This is a genomic window from Romboutsia sp. 1001713B170131_170501_G6, assembly GCF_015668195.1.
In the GTDB taxonomy this organism is placed as follows: Bacteria; Bacillota; Clostridia; order Peptostreptococcales; family Peptostreptococcaceae; genus Romboutsia_C.
This window is the reverse complement of the sequence record NZ_JADPFC010000014.1, coordinates 1-24,909: the sequence shown is the minus strand read 5'-3', so window position 1 is coordinate 24,909 and position 24,909 is coordinate 1. Positions and strand designations below refer to the sequence as shown.

The following is a 24,909-nucleotide window of genomic DNA, read 5'->3' as shown; positions in this document are numbered from 1 at the left end:
GTAGGAGTTTGGACCGTGTCTCAGTTCCAATGTGGCCGATCACCCTCTCAGGTCGGCTACTGATCGTCGCCTTGGTAAGCCGTTACCTTACCAACTAGCTAATCAGACGCGGGTCCATCCTGTACCGCAAAAGCTTTGATAAGAAAGCCATGCGACTCTCTCATGTTATCCCGTATTAGCATACCTTTCGGTATGTTATCCGTGTGTACAGGGCAGGTTACCCACGCGTTACTCACCCGTCCGCCGCTCTTTACCGAAGTAAATCGCTCGACTTGCATGTGTTAGGCACGCCGCCAGCGTTCATCCTGAGCCAGGATCAAACTCTCAAATATAAGTTTTCCTGCTCAGACTATCATTATCTGAATATCTGGCTTGGTTTGTTTTTGATTCTTTAAGAATCATTAGTTATATAAATTAACCTACTGTTTAATTTTCAAAGTTCATTTTATTTTTTGTTGTTTGCCCTTTTCTTAAGGACAAGTAATACTATATCACCATAATTTTATATCGTCAACAATTTTTTAAAACTTTTTTATTATTTTTATTTTTGATATTCTATTTTTAGCTCTCTAAGTTCTGCTAAATCTAGATTTATCAGAGCTTTAAGTTTTTTTCTTCTTTCTGAAATATCATTATATTTTTTTATTATTTCTTTTCTTAGTTCACCCAGTATATCTATATATTCTTCATAACTATCATCATATTTTTCTTCTAATTCTTTTTTTATTTTAGAAGATAATGATGGACTTTTGCCTCCTGTTGATACACTTATAAGCAAATCTCCTCTTTTTACATATGATGGAACAGTAAAATTAGATAATTCTATATCGTCTACTACATTAACTAGTTTACCATTTTCTCTGCAATATATTCCTATTTCTCTATTAATTTCTTTATTATTTGTAGCTGCAACTACTATAAAACTACTTTTTAAATATTCTTCTCTATATTCATCATTAATAATTTCTAGTTTATCTTTTAATTCTTCAAATTTATTTATGTAATCTTTAGATATAACTTTCACTGTTTTACCAAAATCTAAAAAGTTTTTACACTTTCTATATGCAACTTCTCCACCTCCTATAACAGTTATACCCATATCTTTTATCTCTATATTTATTGGATAAAGCATATAAATCTCTCCTTAATTCACTCTTGTTTTATTATTTCAATAATCTAGATAATTTATTGACTATTTGTATTAAAAAGGAGCAACAAAAGTTACTCCTTTTTTTGTATATATTTATCTATTTTCTTTAATCATCTTAGCTAAATCTTTTGCAAAGTAAGTTATTATTATATCTGCACCAGCTCTTTTTATAGACATAACAGATTCATAAATAGCTCCTTCACTTAATATTCCATTTTTAACAGCTGATTTAAGCATTGCATACTCTCCACTAACATTATATGCTGCAAGTGGTAGGTTATAATTATCTTTGACTCTTCTTATTACATCTAAATAAGATAATGCAGGCTTAACCATTAATATATCTGCACCTTCTAACACATCAAGTTCAGCTTCTATTAATGCTTCATTACTATTTGCTGGATCCATTTGGTATGTTTTTCTATCACCAAATGATGGTGCAGAGTTAGCAGCTTCTCTAAATGGTCCATAGAATGTAGATGCATACTTAACACTATAAGACATTATTGGTATATGCACAAATCCTTCTTTATCTAAAGCTTCTCTTAAGGCTTTTATTCTACCATCCATCATATCTGATGGTGAAATTATATCAGCACCTGCTTTTGCATGACTTACTGCTATCTTAGATAAATATTCTAATGTTATATCATTGTCTACGTATCCAGTTTCTGTTAATATTCCACAGTGACCATGGCTAGTGTATTCACACATACACACATCAGTAACTACATTCATATTACTGTCTATTTCTTTTATTTTTCTAATAGCCCTTTGAATTATGCCATTGTCATTATATGCTTCTTTTCCATGAGGATCTTTTTCATGGTCATGAGGTATACCAAATAATATTACATGTTCTATTCCTAATTCTTTTAATTCTTTTATCTCCTCTTCTAACATATCTAGTGAAAAATGATATACATCTGGTAAAGATGATATTTCTCTTTTTATATTTTCACCTTCTACTACAAATAAAGGATATATAAAATCTTCAACATTTAATTTAGTTTCTCTAACTAAATTTCTTGTAGCTCTATTTACTCTTAGTCTTCTAGGTCTTCTTAACATTTTGTCGCCTCCATAAATATATAAATAACTACATATCAATTATAATACTTATTTATCTTCTATAATAGTACTAATCATTCCATCTATAGTAGCAACTTCTGCTTCTTTATATAGACTTAAACCTAATTCTTTAATTGTCTTCGTTGTTATAGGTCCTATAGATATAACTTTTATATTATTTAATTTATCTATATTTTCTTCACCTATTATTTCCACGAAGTTCTTTACTGTAGATGAGCTAGCAAAAGTTATATAATCAGCATTATTTTGATTTAATAGTTCTAAAACTTCATCTTTTCTTGTAGAATCTACTACTGTTTCGTATGTATGTACTTCTTTGACTTCACAAATTTCACCTATTTTGTCAACTAGATAATCTCTAGCATTTTTAGCCCTAGGTATTAATACTTTATCTGTTGATTTTAATATTGTTTTTAACTCTTCAAATAAATATTCTGCCACAAATTTTTCAGGAACTATATCTGCTTTTATTCCTCTATTTTTTATTTCTTTAGCTGTAGCACTTCCTATAGCACATACTTTTAAGTTAGCTAAAGCTCTACTATCAAGTCCCATTTCATCTAATTTATCAAAGAATATGTCTACTCCATTTTTACTTGTTAAAACTAAGTATGTATAATCTTTAATGTTATTTATTTCATTTTCTAATTCTATATTATTTTCTATTTTATCTATTTTTATAGTTGGTATCTCTATAGGATTACCACCTAAGTCACTTATTTTTTCTACTAGTGAACTACTTTGGGTTCTTGACCTAGTCACTATTACACGTTTACTAAATAGTGGCTTATTTTCAAAGAAGTTTAACTTATCTCTAAGTCCTACTACCTCTCCAACAACTATAAGTGTCGGTGGTTTCACACCTTCCTTTATTGCTGTTTCATATACATTTTCTAACGTAGATGTTACTACTCTTTGGTTGTATCTTGTTGCCCAACTTATAAGAGCAACAGGAGTATCCTTAGATTTTCCTTCTTTTATCAAGTTAGAACTTATTTTTTGTAAGTTCGCAACCCCCATTAAAAATACTAGTGTTCCATTCGTATTTGCTAAAGCATTCCAGTTTATTTCTGGATTTTCTTTATCATCCTCTCTTAAATGTCCTGTTATAACATGGAAAGAAGATGCGTAATCTCTATGAGTTATAGGTATACCTGCATAGCATAATCCACCTATAGCAGAAGTTATTCCTGGGACAACTTCAAATTCTATCCCTTCCTCTTTTAAAAGTTCTCCTTCTTCTCCACCTCTACCAAATACATATGGGTCTCCACCCTTAAGTCTAGTTACTATTTTTCCTTCTTTCGCTTTATCTGCTATGACTCTATTTATATCCTCTTGAGGAAGAGTATGATTGCTTGATACCTTTCCTACATATATAAATTCACAGTTAGGTTTAGCTTCTTTTAAATAGTTTTCATTTGCTAATCTATCATATACTATAACGTCTGCTTTTTGTACGCATTCCAGACCTTTTAATGTTAGTAATTTATAATCTCCAGGCCCTGCACCTACAAGATAAACTTTACCCTTCATATTTTTCATACTCCTTTAAAACTAATTTAGCTAATTCTTTACCTAACTCTCTTGGAGAATCTTTATCTCCTTCTATTGATTTGATAATTAATTTCTTGCCTTCTTGATCGCCAAATAATCCAGTAAGCTTTATTCCATTTTCTTTCACTTCACAATAGGCTCCCATAGGAATATGACAACTTCCGTTAACACCATCTAAGAATCCTCTTTCTGCACTAACTTGAAGTTCGGTTAATTCGTCTCGTAACGAGTTTACCACTACTTCTACTTGATAATTATCTTCTCTTATCTCTATTGCTAATGCCCCTTGTGCTGGTGCTGGCACTACTATGTCTGTTGGCAAATAGCAGCTGATTTTATCTTCTAAACCAACTCTTAATATTCCAGATGCAGCTAAAACAATACCATCTAAATTCTCATCTTTTATTTTTCTTATTCTAGTATCTACATTTCCTCTTATTGGAACTATATTTAGATCAGGTCTATGTTTTAATAATTGGTGTTTTCTTCTTTTACTTCCAGTTCCTATAGTTGCTCCTTGAGGTAAGTCTTCTATGCTAGAGTATCCTTCTTTTAATATAAGTACATCTCTTGGATCTTCCCTTTTAGGTATCCCCGCAAACTTTAATCCATGAGGTAAAGATGATGGCATATCTTTCATACTATGAACAGCCATATCTATATCTCCATCTATTAGTTGTTGCTCTATTTCTTTAACAAATAAGCCTTTATCACCTATTTTATCTAGACTAACGTTTTGTATTATATCACCTTTAGTTTTTATTATTTTAACTTCGAATTCAACACTAGGATTCTTTTCTTTTAGCTTATCTATTACCCAGTTAGTTTGAGTAACTGCTAACTTACTTCCTCTAGTTCCAACAATTATCTTCATAACTCAAATCTCCTTTAGATGTTATAATGTTATCCTACTTGAGCTTCCTTTTTAACTTCCTTATTAACTAATATAGTTGAGAAGTAAGATATTTTTTCTTCAAGATTAACTTCTCTTAAGTCATAGTATACCACTTCTTTATCTTGAGATGAATTACTAACTAATATAGCATGTTCTATAAGTCCATTTTTTTCTAACTTAGCTACTATCTCTTTAAAGTTTTTATATACCTTCATTAATACTATAGAGCTATAATTTTCTAGTGCATAGTCTATTTTTTCTTCTTCTATTGTGCACGGTATTATTATTAATGGTTCTCTATCCATTACTAATGGGAAGTTTTGATTTGATGCTATATTAGAGAATGAAGATATCCCTGGTATAGTTTCAACATCTATATCTCCTATAAGTCTTTCCATTATATATACATATGTACTATATATCATTGGATCTCCTAATGTTACAAAACCAACATTTTTACCTTCTTTAACATCTTCAACAATTTCATCAGCTATTTTATTCCAAGCTACTATTTTTTCTCCATCATTGAAGTTCATTGGAAAATGTCTTGATTTTATTTCTAATTTTTCTGGTAAATATTTACTTACTATTGATAAAGCTAAACTTTCCCCACCTTTTTTAGCTTCTGGTGTGTATAATATATCTAACTTTTCTAAAGTTTCTACTGCTTTTATCGTTAATAATGAGCTATCTCCAGGTCCTGTACCTATTCCATAAAATTTTGCCATCTTCAATCTCCTCCTAGTTAATTAACAAATTTGTCCTAATTCATTTATTTTTTCTACACAATCATTTGCATGATTCATAAATTTATCTTGTATGTATGGATTTTCCCCTAATCCTTGTAAATGAACTTTTACTTCAAATCCAAAGTCTTCTAATATATTTTTCCAAGAGTCTTCATCTTCTCCTGCCATATCATTTATAGCATGGTCTCCTGCTACTAACATAAAAGGCATTAGATTGACAATTTTTATATTATCTTCTTTTAATCTTTTTACAACATTGTCTATTTCTGGGTATCCTTCAACAGTTCCAACGTAAGCATTTATCCCTGCATCCCTCATCATGTACTCTAATGCTGGATATGAGGCATGTGACTCATGGAATGTTCCATGTCCCATAAATACAACAGCTTCATCTTTTTGCATTTGAGGTATTTGATGCTTTATAGCTTCTACTGTTTCCTTGTAATCTTCTATATATGTAAGCAATGGTCTACCTAATATGATTTTCTTAAATTTATCTTGATAACTATCTACTTGTTCTTTTAATTTAGTAAATTCTTCACCACATATTATATGAAGTGTTTGAACTATAACTTCTTCATATCCTTCTTCATACAATCTATCTAAAGCTTGAATTGGATTTTCAATTTCTATTCCATCTCTATTTTTTAATTTTCTTATTATCATGTTAGAAGTAAATGCTCTAAAGAAGTCGTATCCTTCTAACCCATTTTTTATTTTATTTTCGCAAGCTTCTATTGTCTTTTCTCTCGTTTCTTTGTAAGAAGTACCAAAACTCACTACTAAAACTGCTTTTTTCATACTAATCCCACCTTGAATTTATTTTATATAATCTTCTACTTCGTCTATGCTATTTACAACATACGGATAATTTATTTTTTCTCTAGATACAATTACTACAGGTATATTAAGCGATTCACAAGCATCTACTTTTTCTAAGAAACCACCTGCTATACCACTTTCTTTAGTTATCACAATATCTATATCATAATGTTTATAAAATTCTTCATTTATACTTTGGCTAAAAGGGCCTCTCATAGCTATTATATTATCTGCATTTAGCCCTAATTTTTCACAACTTAATATCACTTCACTTGTAGGAAGTACTCTAACTATTAAATTTCTATCTGGTATAAGCTCAACTATTTCTGGTAAATGCTTACTACCTGTTCCTATAAATATGTTATTTCCTTTTTTTCTTGCTACTTCACAAGCATCTTTTATACTACTTACTATGTATTTATTTTCATAAGTAATATCATCTATTAAAGACTTTCTTTCATATCTTATATAGCCTATCTTTGTTTCTTCAACACACTCAATAGCATTTTTAGATACTTCTATAGCATATGGGTGTGTAGCATCTATAATTTTGGTTATGTTATTTCTTTGTATGAAATCTATCATATCTTCTTTTGATAGCCTTCCATTTATAACATTTTTCGCTTTCTTTCTTGCAAGATCTTCTCCGTAATTAGTTGTTACAGAAAGTGTATATTCTAGGTTTTTATATTTATTAAGTCTGTCACATATTTCTATACTGTCTGATGTTCCACCTAAAACTAATATCATATATTATAACCTCTTGGAGTTATCATTAAATCTTCATGTATAAATGTTGATTTGTTCCCTATTATAACCATAGTAGTCATATCAACTCTTTCAAAATCCATAGTATCAAAAGTACATATGAACTTTTCTTCCTTTTCTCTTCCTACATCCTTAACTATTCCAACAGGAGTTTTTCCATCTTTAAATTCTCCCATTATTTCAAATGCTCTAGCTAAATGTTCACTTCTACCTTTACTTCTTGGGTTATATAAACATATCGCAAAATCAGCTTCAGCTGCTAATCTTAGTCTTTTTTCAATAACTTCCCATGGAGTTAATAAATCACTTAAACTTATGTGACAGAAATCGTGCATTATAGGAGCTCCAAGTATTGCTGCTGCACCTATACTTGCAGTTACCCCAGGTATAACCTTAACTTCTATATTTTGTTCTTCTTTAGATACAAGTTCTAATATTAATCCTGCCATTCCATATATACCTGCATCTCCACTACTTATAACTGCAACCTTTTTACCTGTCTTAGCTATTTCTACAGCTTCCCTACATCTATCTATTTCTTGTCTCATTCCATTTTGTACTACTTCTTTTCCTTCGATAAGATCTGTTATTAAGTTTATGTAAGTTTTATATCCTACTATAACTTCAGAATCCTTTATTGCATTTATGCATTGCATAGTCATTAATTCTTTGCTTCCAGGTCCTATACCTATAACGTATATCATTTTGACACTCTCCCTACAGAAATTGTTATTCCTTTATATTTATGTTTTTCTATTATTAAATTTCCTTCACTTAGCAGATATGCTACTGGTTCAGAAACACAGTACACGCCTACATTTTTTTTTACAAAGTCAGATTTTTCAAATAGATGATCTACCTTAGATATTTCGTCTACTGAAAAAGTTATAAATGGTACCGATAGACTCGATGCTAAATCAATAATAGCTTTTTCATCACTTTTTACATCTATACTACCAATACTTTTAATTGAGTTAATATCAATATTATATTGATGTAACAAATCGTTTAAAGACTCTTGTAACAAACTACTTTCTGTGTTTCTTCTACACCCAATACCTATTACTATTTCCTTTGGCACTATCTTTATAATGTTACCTTCACTACATTTTTTTCTTAGCATTTGTTCATCTAATTCATTCTCTTTTTTATTTTCTATATAGTAATCTATAAAGTTGTTTTTACTACTTATAATAACTATTTTTTCTGTACTATCTACATCTTCAAAATTAGTTAATATCTTAAATCCTCTAGTGTCTATTTCATAATTCCCATCAATATATAATCCAACTTCTTGATTATTAACTAACATAGCATTTACATCTTTAACATTTTCTCTAAAATTCACTATATGAGCATCTAATTTTTTAGCAATCATATCTAAGGACGATTTTTTATTTACATCTGTTGCTGTAGTTATAACAGGATTAGCTCCTATTAGTTCGCTTATATAAGTAGTCATTTCATTAGCTCCTCCCATATGACCACTTAGTAAACTTATAAGGTTTTGTCCTTTTTCATCGCCTACTAATATAGCAGGATCACTAAATTTATTATTTATATAAGGAGCTATAACTCTCACTACTATACCTGTAGCCATTATAAATACAATATATTGATATTCTTCAAACAAACTAGGAACTAAATTACTAAGCTTATCCTCTACTAAGAATACATTATTTTTTTCTTCATCTATCTTAAAATTATTCTTCTTATTTCTTATTAGATATACATCTCCATTATTAAGTTTGTATTGTATTTCAAATGCCAGATTCTTTCCATTTTCAGTTATACAAACTATGGCTATTTTATTGTCTATACTCATGTTTGAAGTCCTTATCATATAACTTCGAATTGTTATATTCTTTACCTAAGAATTGTCCTACTAATATTAAAGCAGTCTTTCTTATATCATTTTCTTTTACTTTTTTAGCTATGTCTTGTAATGTTCCTTTTACTATCTTTTCATCTGACCAAGTAGCTTTATAAACAACAGCTATAGGAGTATCCATTGGATATCCACCTTCATGAAGTCTTTCTACTACTTTTTCTATATCTTGTACTGATAAGAATATAGCCATAGAAGTTTGATGTTTGGCAAAAGACTCTATGGATTCTTTTTCAGGTACTGGAGTTCTTCCTTCCATTCTTGTTATTACTACACTTTGAGATATTTCTGGAACTGTATACTCAACACCTAATGCTGATGCTGCTCCTAAGAATGAACTCACTCCTGGTGTACAATCATAATCTATATCTAATTTAAATAATTCTTCAACTTGTTCTCTTATTGATCCATATATAGAGAAGTCTCCTGTTTGTAGTCTTACTACAGATTTTCCTTCTCTAGCGCCCTTTTCCATTACTTCTATAATTTGATGTAAATCCATATGAGCACTATTATGTATCTCACAACCTTCTTTACAGTATTCTAAAAGTTCTGGATTAACTAATGAACCTGCATATATTACTACATCTGCATTACTTAAAAGCTTATATCCTTTTAAAGTTATTAATTCTTTATCTCCTGGTCCTGCTCCTACGAAATGTATTTTGTTTAACATATTAGTCTCTCCCCTTCTCACAAGATATTATATAGATTGGATTTAGAGGTTTAAAATATTCTCCTCTTCCTAATTTCTCTAGCTTAGCTACATTTAAAACTGAAACATCTATATTTTCAAATCCATACTCTCTTAATAATCTTAAAGTTTCATTAAATGTATCTACTATTATAAAGTTTGCTACCAGTCTTCCACCTTCTACTAGCGTATCCTTAGACCAAGTTATTATTTCTTCTAGTTTATTACCTGTTCCACCTAAGAATATAGCATCAGCTTTTCCGTCTATCTCTACTGGTGCATATGCTTTAATTACTTCTACATTATCTAATCCAAACTTATCTACATTTTTATTTATTAAGTCTATAGCATCATCATTTCTTTCTATAGAAATAACTTCTAGATTTGGATAATGGTGTGCGGCTTCTATACTTACACTGCCTGTTCCTGCTCCTACATCTATAAATCTTTTAGCATTTACTAAGTCTAGTTTCATTATAGATACTGCTCTAACTTCTTCTTTTGTTATAGGAACTTTTCCTGTTATAAACTCACTGTTTTTCATATGCAATCTCCACCTTCTAGTATTACAACTACGCACATATCAAAGTTTTCTACTTTTAAAATTTCTTCTGGTTTTCCTATTGTAATTCTTTCATTTTCATAGGATAAATTTTCTCCTACTACAACTGTTTTATCTAGATTTCTTTTTATTATTTCTTTACATATTTCTTTAGGACCAATTATTTTATCAGTAACCATACATACCTTCTTGTGAGAAAGTACATAATCAAAGTCTGGTACTTTTCCATGGCTACTAGTTATATATAGGTCGTTCATATCAACATATATTTTTGAAAATATATATTGAAGCGAACTAATTCCTGATACTATATTTAATTTATTAGTGTCTATATTTTTAGAAAGATATCTTCCTATTCCATACATCAATGGATCACCTGATGCTATAACAGATATTTGTTTATCTTTATTATTATTTATATAATCCACTATCTCTTTTAAATTTGATGCTAACTCTATCTTTTCTCCTTCAAAATCTTTTATCGATTCTAAATTCCTTCTTCCTCCAATTACAACATCAGAGTTTTTAATTAATTTCTCACCTAATCTAGTTATATAATCAGTATTCCCTGGCCCTAACCCTATGACATTTATCATCTAAATACCTCCACTAGATTATCTGTATTATCTGATTTACCTAGTAATGTCTTGTCCATAGAAAACATAATAACCTCTACGTCCATATCATCATCACATAGATATTGTTTAATTTTATGCTTACATTTGTTACTTACCAAATTGTAAAAGCTTTTGTACTCACTATTATTTATAAGTTCAACGGCTTCTTCAGCAGTAAGACACTCACTTATCTTTTCTAAAAATTCATATGGAGCTTTCATTAATGCTAGATTAGATACTAATATTTCACTTCTCGCATCAGCTACTTTACTATGTGTGTTAAATATACCAGCTGATATTTTTATAAATTTTCCTATATGACCTGCCATAAGTATTTTCTTATAACCCATTCTCTGGGCTTCTTTTAGCATATATCCTATAAAATTACTAGTTCTTATTACATATTTCATATCTAATCCCAAATTTTCTCTTATGAACTGTTCTCCATGATTTCCTGGTACTAGAATTATCTTATCTAATCCTTGTTCTCTTTTCATTTGTAGTTCTATAGACAAAGATTTTTTCCATCCTTCATCACTCATAGGTTCTACTATGCCTGTAGTTCCTATGATAGATATACCTCCAACTATTCCAAGCCTTGGATTAAATGTCTTTTTTGCTACATCTTCTCCTTTTGGTGCAAATATGGTAATCTTTAAAGATTTATTTTTACCTATAACTTTACTTATATCTTCACCAACTACTTTTCTTAACTCACTATGTATCATTTTCATAGGAGTTGGATTAATTGCTGGCTTTCCGACCTCAACACTCAATCCTTTTTTAGTTACTACTCCAATACCTACTCCTCCACACACAACTATATCTTCATCATCTTCTCTATTGATGATTTCAGCTCTAGCGTGAATATGCATAGTATGTGTAGCATCAATATCATCTCCACCATCTTTTTCTATAGAACATTCGACGTAATCATCATTAATATCTATATTAAATACATTCAATGTCAATGGTATGCCTTTTGGAGTATCTATATTTACAGTATCTATACTCTTTTTAGTTAATAGCATGTATGTTGCAGCTTTTGATGCTCCTGTAGCACAAGAACCTGTTGTGTATCCTCTTCTATACTTTTTACCTTCTATATATACATACTCTTCCATAATATTACCTACATAGTGTATAAAATAGCATTAACTATAGCTGCTGCTAAGTTACTTCCACCTTTTCTTCCTTTTGATATGATGTATGGTATATCTGTTTTTTCTAATTCATCTTTTGACTCTGCTGCTCCAACAAATCCAACTGGAACACCTATTACAGCATCTACTTCAAGTTCTTTTGCATCTCTCATTTCCATTACTTTATATAAAGCTGTTGGCGCATTTCCAAGCACAAATATTTTTCTTCCTGAATCCTTTGCTGCTATCTCAACAGCTGCCATCGAACGAGTTATTCCTTTTTCCTTAGCTAGTTTTGCAGTTTCTTCTTCTGCCACTAAGCATCTATATTTACAACCTAATGCCTCTAATCTTCTTTTATTTATTCCACTTAAAGCCATATTAGTATCTGTATATATAGTTGCATTATTTTTTAAAGCATCTACTATATTTTCTACTGCTGTATCTGATATTTTTAATATATCTAAATATTCAAAGTCTGCTGTTGTATGTATACAACGCTTTATTATTTTTTCTTCTACTTCATTTTTGTACTCATATCCTGGTCTTATTTCATCTATTATTTCTTGTATCATTATGAAACTTTTTTCTTCTATCATCATAGGATTTTTGATATATTCCATGGTAGTTCCCTCCTAATTCCTCCGTCTATAATATCTAGAGTATAAATTTTATTGTATGTTTTATGTATTTTATTTGTTTTTAAAATATCTATGAGTTTATTATCATTCATATAATTGTCTATGATAATACCTATTACAGTTCCACTATGAGCGATGTTTACACCATAGGCACCATAATTTTGAGAAATATTTATTATATCTTTTAACCCTTCTTTTGGGTCTATATTTTCATTAGCTAAAGCACTTAAAGTACATGCTTTTCCAACACTACTTAAATCATTATTTTTTATACCTTCTTCTAAAAGATAAAATGATTCTTTTATAATATCTTGATTTTTTAGTTTTATATTTCTATAGTTTGGGTTACTTCTTATTTTTATAGTATCTAGTGTCTTGTTAGGCTCTAAGATTACTACTCTACAATCCTTTATACTTCCTAGATTTTTTACTATTTCTCCACTAAGTGGATTAAATATACAATTACTTTCTATGTATGTAGAATCTGTTGGTTCTATAGTAGATGCAAGCTTAGATATTTCTTCACTAGTTAAATTTTTTCCTATCAAATCTAGAGTAGCTACTATAGTAGCTCCTATATCTGCTGTTGAACTAGCCATACCTTTACCTATTGGTATATCACTTTTTATACTTAAAGAAATATTTTTACTATCTTTGATAGGCAAGTTAAATTTTTCAAAAACAGCTTCTATAGCTTTTCTAGATTTACTAGGCCCTACACTTACTTCTCCTAGCTTTTCTTCAACCATTGCTACTGAATACATATCTATAGCATATGAACTAAGATATTCTTCTCCATCTACCATACCTTGTACAAATTCTCCACATGATGCTGGACAAAATCCATAATATTTCATGCTAATCACCTAATAAGTTTTTCATGTTCTCTATAAGCGTTTTATTATCATCATGAGATTTAATTGCAACTCTTATATATCTATCATCTAATCCGATAAAATTCGATGCATCTCTGATAAGAATTTTGCTTCTTCTTAATAATTCGACTTTTATTTCATTTGCCCTTCTATTGTTCAGTTTAATTAATAGAAAATTTGTATCAGTATCATAAACTGATATATTTTCTATACTTCTTAACTCTTTTAACATATACTCTCGCTCTTGGATATAATAACTTTTACTATTTTCTATGTACTCTTTATCCTTAAATATATACTTAGATAAAGTATCTGCAAATGCATTTATAGTCCAAGGTTCTTTATAATGATAAATTTTATTTATTATATCTTTATTACTCGTAATCCCATATCCCAATCTTAGTCCAGGCATTCCAAAGAATTTAGTTGCCGCTTTGATTATAAATAAATTATCATAGTTTTTTATGTTTTTTACTAAACTATAATTTTCTTCATTTCCCGCAAATTCCATAAAGGTTTCATCAACTATTAAAAGTTTATTATTTTGTTTCAATATGTTTAGTAACTCATTTAACTCCTGAGCCTTACCATTTGGGTTATTAGGATTACATATAAATAAGCTATCAAACTTATCTAAATTATTTTTAATTACATCTATATCTATTAAAAATTGATTTTCTTCATTTAGATTTAAATCTATAACTTCTAATCCATTTAATTTTGCACTTCTTCTATATTCTGAGAATGTAGGATTTAATATCGCCAGCCTTTTACCTATAACTTTCATTAATAAATAGATTAATTCTGTAGCACCATTTCCAGGTATTATATATTCACTTTTAATATTTAGATAATCACCTATATTTTTTCTTAAATTGGTGTAATTTATATCTGGATAACTTCTACTTTCTTTTAATCCTTCTAGTATATACTTGTCTAAATCCTTTATGACCTCTGGATTTACATTAGAACTAAAATCTATTATTTCTTTTGGGTCTATATTATAAGTTTTTGCTATTTGCTCTACATTAGCTCCATGTCCTAAATCTTTCATAAATCCCCCTATAGTAATATAAATATTATTGTAAATACAATCATTGAAGTTATAGATGAAGCATACATTATTTTATTTGTTCTAACTATATCTTCTACTTCTATTTCTCTATGTTTATCTCCTATTGTAGGCTTATAGACAGCTTTTCCAAAATAAACATTCGTACCACCTAACTGTACTCCTAAAGCCCCTGCAACAGCACCCTCAGCATAAGCACAGTTTGGACTTTTGTGATTTTTTCTATCTCTTATACCTATTTTTAAAGCTTCTTTACAGTTATGACCTACTAATAAGCTTCCTATAGACATAAGTAATACAGATATCCTAGCTGGTATAAAGTTAGCTATATCGTCAATCTTAGCTGATGCAAATCCTAAGTCTTTATACTTATCATTTTTATATCCTACTGTTGAGTCTAAAGTATTGACTGCTTTATATGCCATAGCAAGAGGAGCTCCTCCTATAAATGCATAAAACATAGGCGCAATTATTCCATCTACAGTATTTTCAGCAACAGTTTCCACAGTGGCCCTAATTATCTCACCTTCATTTAGTTGAGTAGTGTCTCTTCCTACTATATAAGATACTTGTATTCTTGCCCTTTCTATGTCTCCTGTTTTTAATACATTGTATATTTTGACTGCCTCATCTTTTAAACATTTAGTAGCTAACGTTGTATATATTAATATTGAATTTGCTACTAAAAAACCTCCTGGTATAAAGCTACTTATTTTTATTATTAAATACGTAACTAAATACGTTATACCTACTACTATAAGCCATAAGAAAAATCCGCCTATTTTTAAATCTTTATCACTCTTAGCTTTTTTTCTTATTATACTTTCAGTTTTCTTTATTAATTTACCAATATATCTAACCGGGTGAGGAAATGAATATGGATCTCCTACTATTAAATCTATTATGTATCCTATATAAATAGATAATATATTCATATTAATTGTTTCCTCTTTCTAAATAGTCTTTACATCCACTATTTAAGAAATTTTTTATACAATCTAAGTTATTGTAAAAATGAGTATGTAAATATGTTGCTAAAGTTTTATCTTTGCTATATCCACCTTCCCATTCATCCACTACTTTCTTGTCTCTTTCTTTTCTCATTGTATAAGCACATTCCTCATTAGTTTCAAATATAGAATGGTGGAATTCATGTCCTTTTATAACCTCACCTTTTTTAGATAAAATTGTATCTATTTTAGACTCTCCATAACAATATCCAAATCTCTTTAATGATTTTGTCATCTTGCTAACTCCACTAAATATTCCTACCATATCGTATTCACTATTATTTTGGTCTATTAGTTTTTCCCCTAGATACATGAGCCCACCACATTCAGCATATATAGGAATTTTATTTGTATGAGCTTCTTTTATAGAACTTCTCATACTTTTATTTGATTCTATTTCTTTTGCAAATATTTCTGGAAATCCTCCACCTATATATATGTAATCTGATTGTGGTACTTTTTCATCTTCTAGTGGACTAAAGTATTTTATATTTAGCCCTAGTTCTTTTAATAATTCTATATTTTCTTTGTAGTAAAAATTAAATGCTTTATCATAAGCTATAGCTATTGTTTTATCTTCAATCTTATTTTCCTTTATAAAATCTTTTAAATTAAAACTGCTACTAACTTCTTCTGTTTCAGCAATTTCTATTATTCTATCTATATTTATATATTTTTCTATTTCATCTGCTAAATTACTAAATTTATTTTTTAGTGAATCAATTTCTACGCTTGGAACTAAACCCAAGTGTCTTGACTCCAATGAAAATTCATCATTAGGTGGGAAGTATCCTAAGACCTCTATCCCACAATATGTTTCAATTGCTTTTTTAATTATTTCGTAGTGAGTCTTAGTTTTTACGTTATTTACTATTACACCTTTTATATTTACATCTTTATCAAGTTCCTTGTATCCAAGTACCATAGCTGCACTAGATGCTGCCATGGCTCTTCCATTTATAACTAGTATAACTGGTGCTTTTAGTATCTTCGATGTATGAGAGCTTGTACAATTATCTAAATCGATTCCTATTCCATCATAAAGACCCATAACACCTTCAATCACTGATATATCTGCATCTTTAGATGCAGAATTAAATACATACTTAATTTTTTCATCATCTAACATATATGAATCTAGATTTCTTGAATCTCTACCTGTTATAAATGTATGGTATGATGGATCTATATAATCAGGTCCAACTTTATATGGTTGAACTTTCATACTTCTTTTTGTAAGTGCTTGCATTATACCTAAAGATATTGTTGTTTTTCCTACTCCACTATTAGTTCCTGCGATTAAGATTTTTTTCATATATTTCACCTAACCATCATTTTATTTTTGTATCATTTGTATTTCTTCTTCATGTTCTTCCATTATTTTATATATCTTCTCTATATCTAAATGTTCTCTTAGTAAATCAGCCAATCTATCATATTCCTTTTGCTTAAAAGCTTCAAAAGAAGTTACTTTAGTATCTATTCTTTCAAGACATTTTTCTTCTCTGATATTATTTAATAAAGCTCTAGTAAAATCTATCTCATCAAATATTCCATGTAAATAAGTTCCTACTACATTACCTTCTTTATTTACACTACCTTCTAAATAATTAACATCTTCTCCTAGTTTATTATTTATTATATTTAAATGCTCTACCTCTTTGCCTATATCACTTATCCCCATATGAATTTCATAACCTTTTACTTTCATTCCTGATAGATTTGACATATATCCATTTAAATGTTTACATATAGTGGCATCCACTTGTGTAGTTGTTTTTTCTTTTTCAAATGTAGTTTCTATATCTAAAAGTCCTATCCCATTTATTTCTTCAATTTGTCCTTCTACATGATATGGGTCTTTTAATTTCTTCCCTAACATTTGATATCCACCACATATCCCAAATACTAACTTTCCTTTTTTATGTAAATCTTTTATTTGCTCCTCTAGACCACTTTCTCTTATATACTTAAGGTCATCTATAGTACTTTTACTTCCAGGAAGTATTATCATATCTGGATTTGAAAGAGCCTCTCCATGATCTACATATCTAATACTTACATCTTCTTGAGTCTCAAATATATTAAAATCTGTGAAATTAGACATATGGGGCGTTCTAATTATTTCTATATGTATATCACTTTTTTTCATTTTAGTTTTAAATCTAGTTGTTACACTGTCTTCATCTTCTATTTTTATATCACTATAAGGCACTACTCCTAGAACAGGAACCTTTATTATTTCTTCAAGCATTTTTATGCCATCATATAAAAGCTCTTTTCTTCCTCTAAATTTATTTATTATTACACCTTTAACTCTTTTTCTTTCCTCTTCACTTAATAAAAGCATCGTACCTGCTAGTGATGCGAAAACTCCACCTCTATCGATATCCCCCACTATTATTACAGGAGCATCTGCGATCTCTGCCATACCCATGTTAGCAATATCATGTTCCCTTAAGTTTATTTCTGCTGTACTACCTGCCCCCTCCATAACAACCACATCATAGTTCTCACTAAATTGATTAAATATAGTTTTTAGTTCTTTAGCAAGTATTGGTTTATAATCATGGTATTCTGATGATGATATATCATCTTTAACTTTTCCTCTTACTATAACTTGACATCTATGATTGCCTGATGGTTTTAGAAGTATTGGATTCATATCAGCAATTGGTTCTATTCCACAAGCTTCTGCCTGAAATACTTGTGCTCTTCCCATTTCTAAACCTTCTTTTGTTATAAAAGAGTTTAACGCCATATTCTGAGATTTAAATGGTGCCACACTATATCCATCTTGTTTGAAAATCCTACATAAACCAGCTGTTAATATACTTTTACCAACATTTGATGCTGTACCTTGTAACATTATCTTTTTTCCCATAAGATTCTCCTTATATCACTTAATTTGATTTCCTTATAATCAAAAAAGCCTTAACTCTTAAGAGTTAAGGCTTTTATTCTAATGCTAATGATATATACCTGTCTCATATGTGTTGTAACATATTAAACAATATAGCATGTAATAAAATATAACTATTTAATCTTCATTATATGCTTAAACTATATCATACTAAATCCTATTGTAATAATCTAAAATATACTTAAAATATTTATGATTAATATGTAGATTTCATAATAAATTTTTTATAATTTAAGTTTTAATAAAGTATAATTTATCTACTAATATGCATATACTCTGATGTTTGCCTATAGGTACATACTTTAAAAGCGATAGCTATATTTTATCTGAATAAAAATCCCTCACCCCGGAGATTTTATAATTAATTAATTTAGGCAGGTATCCTGGCTCAATTTCATCCTACTCCTACTCCTTCCCATCCAAAGGACAGTGGCAAATTGTAGTTTCGTCAATATTACAGTAGCGGGGGCTGCAAAGGCTTCTAACCTTTTTCCCTATTAATCTTGTAGAACCTAAGTTAATATACTATTTGATTTTAATTATTTATAAAATTTGTGTTATTTAGGCTATCTATGACTGCAAATCCATCTTCTACTTCTAGAATACTTACTGATGCATTATCTATTTTAAAATTCCAATGGTATTTGTGGCTTCCTGATATTAAATAACTTATTATATTCCTTATAGTTCCACCATGAGAACATATAAGTATTGTTTTGTCTTTATCCATACTTATGATTTCTTTAATCTCATTTGATACTCTTATAAATGAGTCAATAAGACTTTCACCATTTGGATATCTATACTCATATCCTTTTTCTATCATAGAGTTAAATTCTTCTGGATAATTCTTTTTTATGTCATCAAAAGTAATCCCCTCAAAATCCCCAAAACTAATTTCTTTCAATGTTTCTTTTTCTATTATTTCTATCCCTTTTTTCTTTGCAACATCTCTTACAGTATCTTTTGTTCTTGAAGATGTTGTTGTGTATATCTTATCTATATGTATACCATCTAAATATTTGGTTAATTTCTCTATTTGCTTAATTCCAAATTCACTAACTACACTGTCTATATGACCTGATAATCTTTTACTTTGATTATCTATAGTCAATGCATGTCTTACTAAAATTAATTTAGTCATTATAGTATCACCTCTTTTAAGGTTACCCTATTATAAGATATATGTAAAGTAAATATATAACTTCTCCAAGTTCTATACTACACCCTAATATATCTCCTGTAACTCCATCAATTTTTTTGTATATATGATTTTTGAATAATTGATTAAATAAAATAACAACTATTATAGATACCAGTATAGGTAATGTTATTGATGATTTAAATATAAACTTAGCTACTATTATAATTAATGCCATTGTATATAATATAGCAGTTAAAAACATTGATGTAGTAGCCTTACCTATAAATAAGTTTCCCATTCCTTTTTCTCTTGGTGAAACAGTTTTGTAAGTTAATCTTATTACTCCAAGTCTACCTATAACAGGCATAAATATTACAGTCCACATTAAATTATTGTTTATTAAGCTATATATAAAGCCTATCTTAAGTAAAATTAAAAATACTATAGCTAATAATGAATTTGTCCCAAGTCTTGAATCTTTCATTATTTCTAGCATTTTTTCCTTATCCCTATAACTATATATAGCATCAAATGTATCTCCTAGTCCATCAATATGTAATCCCCCTGTCAATATAACAGAACCTAAGGTTACTAATATTGATGTTATAAATGGATCAAATAATATGTTTGATACAGCACCAATTATAAATAATAAAATACCTAATACAAACCCTACTAGTGGAAAATATGTTATAGTTTTATGAAATTCATCATCAAATCCTACATCTATATTTATTGGAATTCTAGTCATAAACTGAAGTATTGATATAAATCTTTTCATAGCTATCCTTTAATTTTCATAGGTATTGAACTAACTACAAAATAGACTTCGTCACTTTGAGCTGCTATTTGTTGATTTATTCTACCTACTATATCCGTATATACTCTACTAAGTTTATTAGCAGGAACTACTGCCATTCCTAATTCATTAGTAACAGCAACAAAATAAAGTTCGGTTTTTCTTATCTCTTCTATCAGTTTATTAACTTGCTCTTTTATGTACTTTTCTAATTCATTTATCTCATCTTGTGTTGCATTTTCAATATCTATATCATGTGTGAACATCAAATTATTCACTAATAAAGTTACACAATCTAATATAACTGTTTTGTGAGATTTGGATATATCCTCAATTATAGAATATATATCCTTGTATATTTCATATGTTTTCCAATTTTGTGGTCTACTTTCCTTATGTTTTTTTACCCTATCTTTCATCTCATCATCAAAGGGTATTGATGTTGCAATATATGCAGTATTGTTATTTCTATCTTTACATAATTGTTCTGCAAAACTACTTTTTCCTGATCTTGCTCCACCAGTTACTAGTATAACTTTGCTCATACTTTTCTCCTTATTGCTTTTTCTATCTTCCCATGTCTATCTCGTCAAATGTTGCCATATTTGTATATGTATAATTTGATGCTTCAATTATATTAAATGCAAGTGCTGCACCACTACCTTCTCCTAATCTCATATCCATATTTAATACAGTACTTAAGTTTAGCATATCTAGTGCTTTTTGTGTACCTGGCTCTGCTGATGTATGAGATGCTATCATATATTCCCTAGTTTTTGGATTTATAGTATAGGCTAAAAGAGCAGCTGCATAAGATATAAATCCATCTAATACAACAGGAACATTTCTAGCACTACATGCTAATATTACTCCTGCCATAGAACCTATCTCAAATCCACCAACCTTTGATAATATATCTATAGCATCTTCTCTATTTGGTTTGTTTAATTCTATAGCTTTCCTTATAGTATCAGCTTTATGCTTTATTCTATCTTTCTTAAGTCCTGCTCCCATTCCTGTAACTTCTGCTGGATCACATCCATCTATTACAGATATTATAGCACTACTTGGAGTAGTGTTACATATACCCATTTCACCTATTCCTATAAGCGTATAACCATTATCTATGCACTCATTTGCTGCTTCTATCCCTATTTCTATGGATTTTATAGCTTCATCTCTACTCATTGCAGGTCCCTTAGCCATATTAGATGTAGATTTTCTTATCTTTTTATCAATCACACCATCTAGTTTATGGTCGCAATTTATACCAACATCTATAGCTATTACATCTGCTCCTACAAATTTACTTATAACTCCTACTCCATTTAACCCTTTTGTAAAGTTCGGGAATTGAAGATAAGTTATATTTTGAGGATCTGGAGCTACACCTTCTTCATAAACACCATGATCTCCAGCAAATGCTATAATAACTTTTTTAGATGTATCAAGATCTTTTTTTCTATATATACCAGCTAATTGCATACAAATTTCTTCCATCTTACCCAAACTTCCAACTGGCTTTATAAGTCTATCTAATCTTTTTTTAGCTTCATCCATAGATTCCCTGTCTAGCGAATCTATATTATTTAATACATAATCTAGTGAATTCATATATATCATCTCGTTTCTTTGAAAATAATTTACCTAGCCAATAAGGCTAGGTTTAGTGAAAGCCTCTCCAAAATTCATACATATTTTACATATAAATAAACTATTCTACATAGTATATATATATCCTTCATCCTATATAGTAAATTTTATCAAAGCTTATATTTAATTTTAAAGATTATGAGCTATTTTTAATGCTTCATAACTAGCATTTATAGTATAATCTATGTCTTCATTAGTATGAGCATTTGATAAGAACATGGCTTCAAACTGTGTAGGAGCTAAAAGAATTCCTCTTTTTAATAACTCTTCAAAATACTTATTAAACTTAGGAACATCACATCTTGTAACATCATCATAGTTTTCTATTGGCCCATGTGTAAAGAATAAACAAACTAATGAACCAGCTCTATTAACTGTATAGTTAAGACCTAATTTTTCTATATTAGATTTTAATCCTTCTTCTAATCTTATAGCTTTTTCTTCTAGTTCTTTGTAGATTTGAGGATTATCTCTTAATATTTCTAAGTTCTTTTTACCCATATACATAGCTAGTGGATTTCCTGATAATGTACCTGCTTGATATACTGGTCCAACTGGAGAAACCATACTCATTATTTCTTTAGTTCCACCATAAGCACCAACAGGAAGCCCTGCTCCTATTATTTTACCAAAGCATACCATGTCTGGCTTTATTCCGAAATATCCAACAGAACTACTATAATTTAATCTAAATCCTGTTATAACTTCATCAAATATTAAAACACTTCCATATTCTTTAGTTATATCTCTTAATAATTGTAAGAACTCTTGCTTACCTGGAACTACACCCATGTTTCCTGCTACTGTTTCAACTATTACAGCAGCTATTTCATGTCCTTGAGTTTTAAATATTTCCCTTACTGCATCTAAATCGTTGTATCTACAAACTAATGTATCTTTAACTACATCAGATGGAACTCCAGGACTAGTTGGAACTCCATATGTTATTGTTCCTGAACCAGACTTAACTAATAAAGCATCCGAATGTCCATGATAACATCCTTCAAACTTTAATATTTTATTTCTTTTTGTGAATCCTCTAGCTACTCTTAGTGCACTCATAGTTGCCTCAGTCCCTGAATTTACCATACGTACTTGATCTATAGCTGGATATGCTTCTACTATTATCTTAGCCATTTCAACTTCTATAGCTGTTGGAACTCCATAGCTAGTTCCTCTAGATACAACTTCTTCAATTCCCTCTACTATTTCTTTTGGGCTATGACCTAGCATAAGTGGTCCCCAAGAGCATATATAATCTATATATTCATTTCCGTCAACATCATATATTCTGCTTCCGTGTGCTCTATCTATAAATATTGGATCTAACCCTACTGATTTAAATGCTCTAACTGGGCTATTAACCCCTCCAGGTATATATTCTATTGCTTCTTCATATATCTTTGATGACTTTTCATTTTTCATAGTCATGCCCTCCTTAGTTTATATTTCGAATAGTTCTTCTACCATTTTCATGTATTCTTCTCTTTTACCTTTATCCTTAGTCTGCTTTAAATTTATTATCGGTTCTCTTATAAGCCTCTTTAGCGCAGAAGTCATCATCTTTTCAATAATTTTTTTCTCTCTATTGTCGAGATTGACTTTTCTAAAAATATAGTCTAATGTATCTTCTCTTATTTCATCGCATCTTTCATTTAAAGATTCTATCGTAGGATCTATATTAGTTGAATCTAGCCACTCTATAAATTCATCTATACTTTCATTTATCATTTCTAACCCAATATTAGCTAACTCTTTTCTCTTTTGATCATTCTTATCATGTATTTGTTTCAAATCATCTATATCATAGAGTTCTACATTCTCTAGCTTATTTATAGCTGGGTCTATATCTCTAGGAAGAGCTATATCCATCATATATATTTTTCTTTCAATCTTTGGCATTTCATCTGCCTTTATTATAATATGTGGAGATGCTGTCGCGCTTATTACCATATCAACATCATTTAAAACTTTATATCTATCGTTATATTGTATAGGTACAATATTCTTATAATCATTTTCTATCTCTTTTATTTTCCCATGACTACGGTTTGAAACATATATGGTATTAACTTTTCCTTCCTCTAAATGTTTCATTGTCAACTTACTCATCTTACCAATTCCTATAACTAGTGCATTTTTCCCCTCTAAATTGCCTAGTTTTTCTTCTAAGAATCTAACCCCTATGTAACTTATTGATAATGGCTGCTGTGATATTTTAGTTGTGGTTTTTATATCTTTAGAAACTGTGATAGCTTCCCTGAATAGCTTGTTAAATTTTTTCTTACTAGCTCCTAACTGCATAGAAAATTCATGTGCATCTCTGACTTGACCTAATATTTGATCTTCACCTAACACTATAGAATCTAAACCTGCAGAAACTTTGTATATATGCTCTATAGCGTCTCTATCTTTTTTAGTGAATAAATACTGTTTAACTCCAGGTAAATTGAAGAATGATTCATAAAACTCTTCTACAATTTTTATTTTGTCTTCAATATTTTTTGATTGAATATATATTTCACTTCTATTACATGTAGATAATATTATAATTTCTTCTATTTCTTTGTCTAATAAATAATTTATAGCTTCTATTTTTTGTATATCTGTAAAAGAAACTTTTTCTCTTATCTCTATGGGAGCTACATTATGATTAACTCCTATCACCCCTATATTCATAGACAACCTCCAAATCGTATGTAATATTTCTGTTCACTCTTTATAGTATACAACTACATGCATAATTTGTAAATTTTCATATAAATATATTTTTGAACGCAAAAAAAGATTACGTGGCTACGTCTTACTCTCCCAGGAGGTCGCCCTCCAAGTACCATCAGCGCTAAAGAGCTTAAC

General features: G+C 29.5%; 25 protein-coding genes, 2 rRNA genes and 1 riboswitch. All 27 genes read right to left on the bottom strand.

What is annotated here, in order from left to right:
• Window positions 1-332 (bottom strand): 16S ribosomal RNA (locus I4U89_RS14885); the annotation flags it as partial.
• 209 nt (window positions 333-541) lie between these two features.
• Window positions 542-1,132, bottom strand: a complete 591-nt coding sequence (locus tag I4U89_RS14880) for a precorrin-2 dehydrogenase/sirohydrochlorin ferrochelatase family protein (RefSeq protein ID WP_195941061.1) — start codon at window positions 1,130-1,132, stop codon at window positions 542-544.
• A gap of 111 nt (window positions 1,133-1,243) precedes the next feature.
• Window positions 1,244-2,221, bottom strand: coding sequence for a porphobilinogen synthase (gene hemB / locus I4U89_RS14875; protein WP_195941060.1), 978 nt, complete (start codon window positions 2,219-2,221; stop codon window positions 1,244-1,246).
• A 48-nt stretch (window positions 2,222-2,269) separates the two neighbouring features.
• Entirely contained in the window at window positions 2,270-3,778 is a 1,509-nt protein-coding gene (cobA, locus tag I4U89_RS14870) for a uroporphyrinogen-III C-methyltransferase (protein WP_195941059.1), read from the bottom strand.
• Window positions 3,768-4,673, bottom strand: coding sequence for a hydroxymethylbilane synthase (hemC, locus tag I4U89_RS14865; protein ID WP_195941058.1), 906 nt, complete (start codon window positions 4,671-4,673; stop codon window positions 3,768-3,770). The genes cobA and hemC overlap by 11 nt, the downstream gene beginning before the upstream one ends.
• 29 nt (window positions 4,674-4,702) lie before the next feature.
• Window positions 4,703-5,422, bottom strand: a complete 720-nt coding sequence (locus tag I4U89_RS14860) for a cobalt-factor II C(20)-methyltransferase (protein WP_195941057.1) — start codon at window positions 5,420-5,422, stop codon at window positions 4,703-4,705.
• Between the two features lie 21 nt (window positions 5,423-5,443).
• On the bottom strand, window positions 5,444-6,244 hold the full coding sequence (locus tag I4U89_RS14855; protein ID WP_195941056.1) for a sirohydrochlorin cobaltochelatase: 801 nt from the start codon (window positions 6,242-6,244) through the stop codon (window positions 5,444-5,446).
• Between the two features lie 18 nt (window positions 6,245-6,262).
• Complete coding sequence (cobK, locus tag I4U89_RS14850) at window positions 6,263-7,015, bottom strand: precorrin-6A reductase (RefSeq protein WP_195941055.1); 753 nt, start codon at window positions 7,013-7,015, stop codon at window positions 6,263-6,265.
• A complete protein-coding gene (cobJ, locus tag I4U89_RS14845) occupies window positions 7,012-7,737 on the bottom strand; it encodes a precorrin-3B C(17)-methyltransferase (RefSeq protein ID WP_166506051.1) in 726 nt (241 codons plus the stop codon). Before cobJ ends, cobK begins: the two co-directional genes overlap by 4 nt.
• Window positions 7,734-8,858 carry a cobalt-precorrin 5A hydrolase gene (cbiG, locus tag I4U89_RS14840; RefSeq protein WP_195941054.1) on the bottom strand — a complete coding sequence of 375 codons (1,125 nt, stop codon included), beginning with the start codon at window positions 8,856-8,858 and terminating at the stop codon, window positions 7,734-7,736. Before cbiG ends, cobJ begins: the two co-directional genes overlap by 4 nt.
• A complete protein-coding gene (locus I4U89_RS14835) occupies window positions 8,842-9,597 on the bottom strand; it encodes a cobalt-precorrin-4 methyltransferase (protein WP_195941053.1) in 756 nt (251 codons plus the stop codon). Before I4U89_RS14835 ends, cbiG begins: the two co-directional genes overlap by 17 nt.
• Before the next feature lies 1 nt (window position 9,598).
• A complete protein-coding gene (locus tag I4U89_RS14830; RefSeq protein ID WP_195941052.1) occupies window positions 9,599-10,159 on the bottom strand; it encodes a decarboxylating cobalt-precorrin-6B (C(15))-methyltransferase in 561 nt (186 codons plus the stop codon).
• A complete protein-coding gene (locus I4U89_RS14825) occupies window positions 10,156-10,773 on the bottom strand; it encodes a cobalt-precorrin-7 (C(5))-methyltransferase (RefSeq protein ID WP_166506055.1) in 618 nt (205 codons plus the stop codon). The genes I4U89_RS14830 and I4U89_RS14825 overlap by 4 nt, the downstream gene beginning before the upstream one ends.
• Window positions 10,770-11,918, bottom strand: a complete 1,149-nt coding sequence (gene cbiD / locus I4U89_RS14820) for a cobalt-precorrin-5B (C(1))-methyltransferase CbiD (protein ID WP_195929225.1) — start codon at window positions 11,916-11,918, stop codon at window positions 10,770-10,772. The genes I4U89_RS14825 and cbiD overlap by 4 nt, the downstream gene beginning before the upstream one ends.
• 8 nt (window positions 11,919-11,926) lie before the next feature.
• A complete protein-coding gene (locus I4U89_RS14815) occupies window positions 11,927-12,559 on the bottom strand; it encodes a cobalt-precorrin-8 methylmutase (RefSeq protein WP_166506057.1) in 633 nt (210 codons plus the stop codon).
• Complete coding sequence (locus I4U89_RS14810; RefSeq protein ID WP_195941051.1) at window positions 12,535-13,434, bottom strand: GHMP family kinase ATP-binding protein; 900 nt, start codon at window positions 13,432-13,434, stop codon at window positions 12,535-12,537. Before I4U89_RS14810 ends, I4U89_RS14815 begins: the two co-directional genes overlap by 25 nt.
• Before the next feature lies 1 nt (window position 13,435).
• Window positions 13,436-14,506 carry a pyridoxal phosphate-dependent aminotransferase gene (locus I4U89_RS14805; protein ID WP_166506059.1) on the bottom strand — a complete coding sequence of 357 codons (1,071 nt, stop codon included), beginning with the start codon at window positions 14,504-14,506 and terminating at the stop codon, window positions 13,436-13,438.
• 8 nt (window positions 14,507-14,514) lie between these two features.
• Window positions 14,515-15,459 carry an adenosylcobinamide-phosphate synthase CbiB gene (gene cbiB, locus I4U89_RS14800; protein WP_195941050.1) on the bottom strand — a complete coding sequence of 315 codons (945 nt, stop codon included), beginning with the start codon at window positions 15,457-15,459 and terminating at the stop codon, window positions 14,515-14,517.
• A gap of 1 nt (window position 15,460) precedes the next feature.
• Window positions 15,461-16,849: a cobyrinate a,c-diamide synthase gene (locus tag I4U89_RS14795; protein WP_195941049.1), complete on the bottom strand. Its 1,389-nt coding sequence runs from the start codon at window positions 16,847-16,849 to the stop codon at window positions 15,461-15,463.
• Window positions 16,850-16,870: 21 nt separating this feature from the next.
• Window positions 16,871-18,418 (bottom strand): cobyric acid synthase, encoded by a 1,548-nt coding sequence (locus I4U89_RS14790; protein ID WP_195941048.1) that lies wholly within the window; start codon window positions 18,416-18,418, stop codon window positions 16,871-16,873.
• A gap of 395 nt (window positions 18,419-18,813) precedes the next feature.
• Window positions 18,814-18,988: riboswitch (cobalamin riboswitch) on the bottom strand.
• A 4-nt stretch (window positions 18,989-18,992) separates the two neighbouring features.
• Window positions 18,993-19,601 (bottom strand): histidine phosphatase family protein, encoded by a 609-nt coding sequence (locus tag I4U89_RS14785; RefSeq protein WP_195941047.1) that lies wholly within the window; start codon window positions 19,599-19,601, stop codon window positions 18,993-18,995.
• A gap of 22 nt (window positions 19,602-19,623) precedes the next feature.
• The gene (cobS, locus tag I4U89_RS14780; protein WP_195941046.1) at window positions 19,624-20,382 is read right to left on the bottom strand and encodes an adenosylcobinamide-GDP ribazoletransferase; all 759 of its coding nucleotides are present in this window, start codon (window positions 20,380-20,382) and stop codon (window positions 19,624-19,626) included.
• Between the two features lie 2 nt (window positions 20,383-20,384).
• On the bottom strand, window positions 20,385-20,945 hold the full coding sequence (gene cobU, locus I4U89_RS14775; RefSeq protein WP_195941045.1) for a bifunctional adenosylcobinamide kinase/adenosylcobinamide-phosphate guanylyltransferase: 561 nt from the start codon (window positions 20,943-20,945) through the stop codon (window positions 20,385-20,387).
• Window positions 20,946-20,967: 22 nt separating this feature from the next.
• Window positions 20,968-22,014: a nicotinate-nucleotide--dimethylbenzimidazole phosphoribosyltransferase gene (gene cobT, locus I4U89_RS14770; protein WP_195941044.1), complete on the bottom strand. Its 1,047-nt coding sequence runs from the start codon at window positions 22,012-22,014 to the stop codon at window positions 20,968-20,970.
• 168 nt (window positions 22,015-22,182) lie between these two features.
• Window positions 22,183-23,478: a glutamate-1-semialdehyde 2,1-aminomutase gene (gene hemL, locus I4U89_RS14765; protein WP_195941043.1), complete on the bottom strand. Its 1,296-nt coding sequence runs from the start codon at window positions 23,476-23,478 to the stop codon at window positions 22,183-22,185.
• 18 nt (window positions 23,479-23,496) lie between these two features.
• Window positions 23,497-24,732 (bottom strand): glutamyl-tRNA reductase, encoded by a 1,236-nt coding sequence (hemA, locus tag I4U89_RS14760; RefSeq protein WP_195941042.1) that lies wholly within the window; start codon window positions 24,730-24,732, stop codon window positions 23,497-23,499.
• A gap of 111 nt (window positions 24,733-24,843) precedes the next feature.
• Window positions 24,844-24,909: ribosomal RNA gene (rrf, locus tag I4U89_RS16045) — 5S ribosomal RNA — on the bottom strand; the annotation flags it as partial.

What these genes read in the sequence shown, in the direction of transcription:
- I4U89_RS14880 (WP_195941061.1), bottom strand. Translation starts at nt 1,132, where the DNA reads ATGCTTTATCCAATAAATATAGAGATAAAAGATATGGGTATAACTGTT.
- hemB (WP_195941060.1), bottom strand. Translation starts at nt 2,221, where the DNA reads ATGTTAAGAAGACCTAGAAGACTAAGAGTAAATAGAGCTACAAGAAAT.
- cobA (WP_195941059.1), bottom strand. Translation starts at nt 3,778, where the DNA reads ATGAAGGGTAAAGTTTATCTTGTAGGTGCAGGGCCTGGAGATTATAAA.
- hemC (WP_195941058.1), bottom strand. Translation starts at nt 4,673, where the DNA reads ATGAAGATAATTGTTGGAACTAGAGGAAGTAAGTTAGCAGTTACTCAA.
- I4U89_RS14860 (WP_195941057.1), bottom strand. Translation starts at nt 5,422, where the DNA reads ATGGCAAAATTTTATGGAATAGGTACAGGACCTGGAGATAGCTCATTA.
- I4U89_RS14855 (WP_195941056.1), bottom strand. Translation starts at nt 6,244, where the DNA reads ATGAAAAAAGCAGTTTTAGTAGTGAGTTTTGGTACTTCTTACAAAGAA.
- cobK (WP_195941055.1), bottom strand. Translation starts at nt 7,015, where the DNA reads ATGATATTAGTTTTAGGTGGAACATCAGACAGTATAGAAATATGTGAC.
- cobJ (WP_166506051.1), bottom strand. Translation starts at nt 7,737, where the DNA reads ATGATATACGTTATAGGTATAGGACCTGGAAGCAAAGAATTAATGACT.
- cbiG (WP_195941054.1), bottom strand. Translation starts at nt 8,858, where the DNA reads ATGAGTATAGACAATAAAATAGCCATAGTTTGTATAACTGAAAATGGA.
- I4U89_RS14835 (WP_195941053.1), bottom strand. Translation starts at nt 9,597, where the DNA reads ATGTTAAACAAAATACATTTCGTAGGAGCAGGACCAGGAGATAAAGAA.
- I4U89_RS14830 (WP_195941052.1), bottom strand. Translation starts at nt 10,159, where the DNA reads ATGAAAAACAGTGAGTTTATAACAGGAAAAGTTCCTATAACAAAAGAA.
- I4U89_RS14825 (WP_166506055.1), bottom strand. Translation starts at nt 10,773, where the DNA reads ATGATAAATGTCATAGGGTTAGGGCCAGGGAATACTGATTATATAACT.
- cbiD (WP_195929225.1), bottom strand. Translation starts at nt 11,918, where the DNA reads ATGGAAGAGTATGTATATATAGAAGGTAAAAAGTATAGAAGAGGATAC.
- I4U89_RS14815 (WP_166506057.1), bottom strand. Translation starts at nt 12,559, where the DNA reads ATGGAATATATCAAAAATCCTATGATGATAGAAGAAAAAAGTTTCATA.
- I4U89_RS14810 (WP_195941051.1), bottom strand. Translation starts at nt 13,434, where the DNA reads ATGAAATATTATGGATTTTGTCCAGCATCATGTGGAGAATTTGTACAA.
- I4U89_RS14805 (WP_166506059.1), bottom strand. Translation starts at nt 14,506, where the DNA reads ATGAAAGATTTAGGACATGGAGCTAATGTAGAGCAAATAGCAAAAACT.
- cbiB (WP_195941050.1), bottom strand. Translation starts at nt 15,459, where the DNA reads ATGAATATATTATCTATTTATATAGGATACATAATAGATTTAATAGTA.
- I4U89_RS14795 (WP_195941049.1), bottom strand. Translation starts at nt 16,849, where the DNA reads ATGAAAAAAATCTTAATCGCAGGAACTAATAGTGGAGTAGGAAAAACA.
- I4U89_RS14790 (WP_195941048.1), bottom strand. Translation starts at nt 18,418, where the DNA reads ATGGGAAAAAAGATAATGTTACAAGGTACAGCATCAAATGTTGGTAAA.
- I4U89_RS14785 (WP_195941047.1), bottom strand. Translation starts at nt 19,601, where the DNA reads ATGACTAAATTAATTTTAGTAAGACATGCATTGACTATAGATAATCAA.
- cobS (WP_195941046.1), bottom strand. Translation starts at nt 20,382, where the DNA reads ATGAAAAGATTTATATCAATACTTCAGTTTATGACTAGAATTCCAATA.
- cobU (WP_195941045.1), bottom strand. Translation starts at nt 20,945, where the DNA reads ATGAGCAAAGTTATACTAGTAACTGGTGGAGCAAGATCAGGAAAAAGT.
- cobT (WP_195941044.1), bottom strand. Translation starts at nt 22,014, where the DNA reads ATGAATTCACTAGATTATGTATTAAATAATATAGATTCGCTAGACAGG.
- hemL (WP_195941043.1), bottom strand. Translation starts at nt 23,478, where the DNA reads ATGAAAAATGAAAAGTCATCAAAGATATATGAAGAAGCAATAGAATAT.
- hemA (WP_195941042.1), bottom strand. Translation starts at nt 24,732, where the DNA reads ATGAATATAGGGGTGATAGGAGTTAATCATAATGTAGCTCCCATAGAG.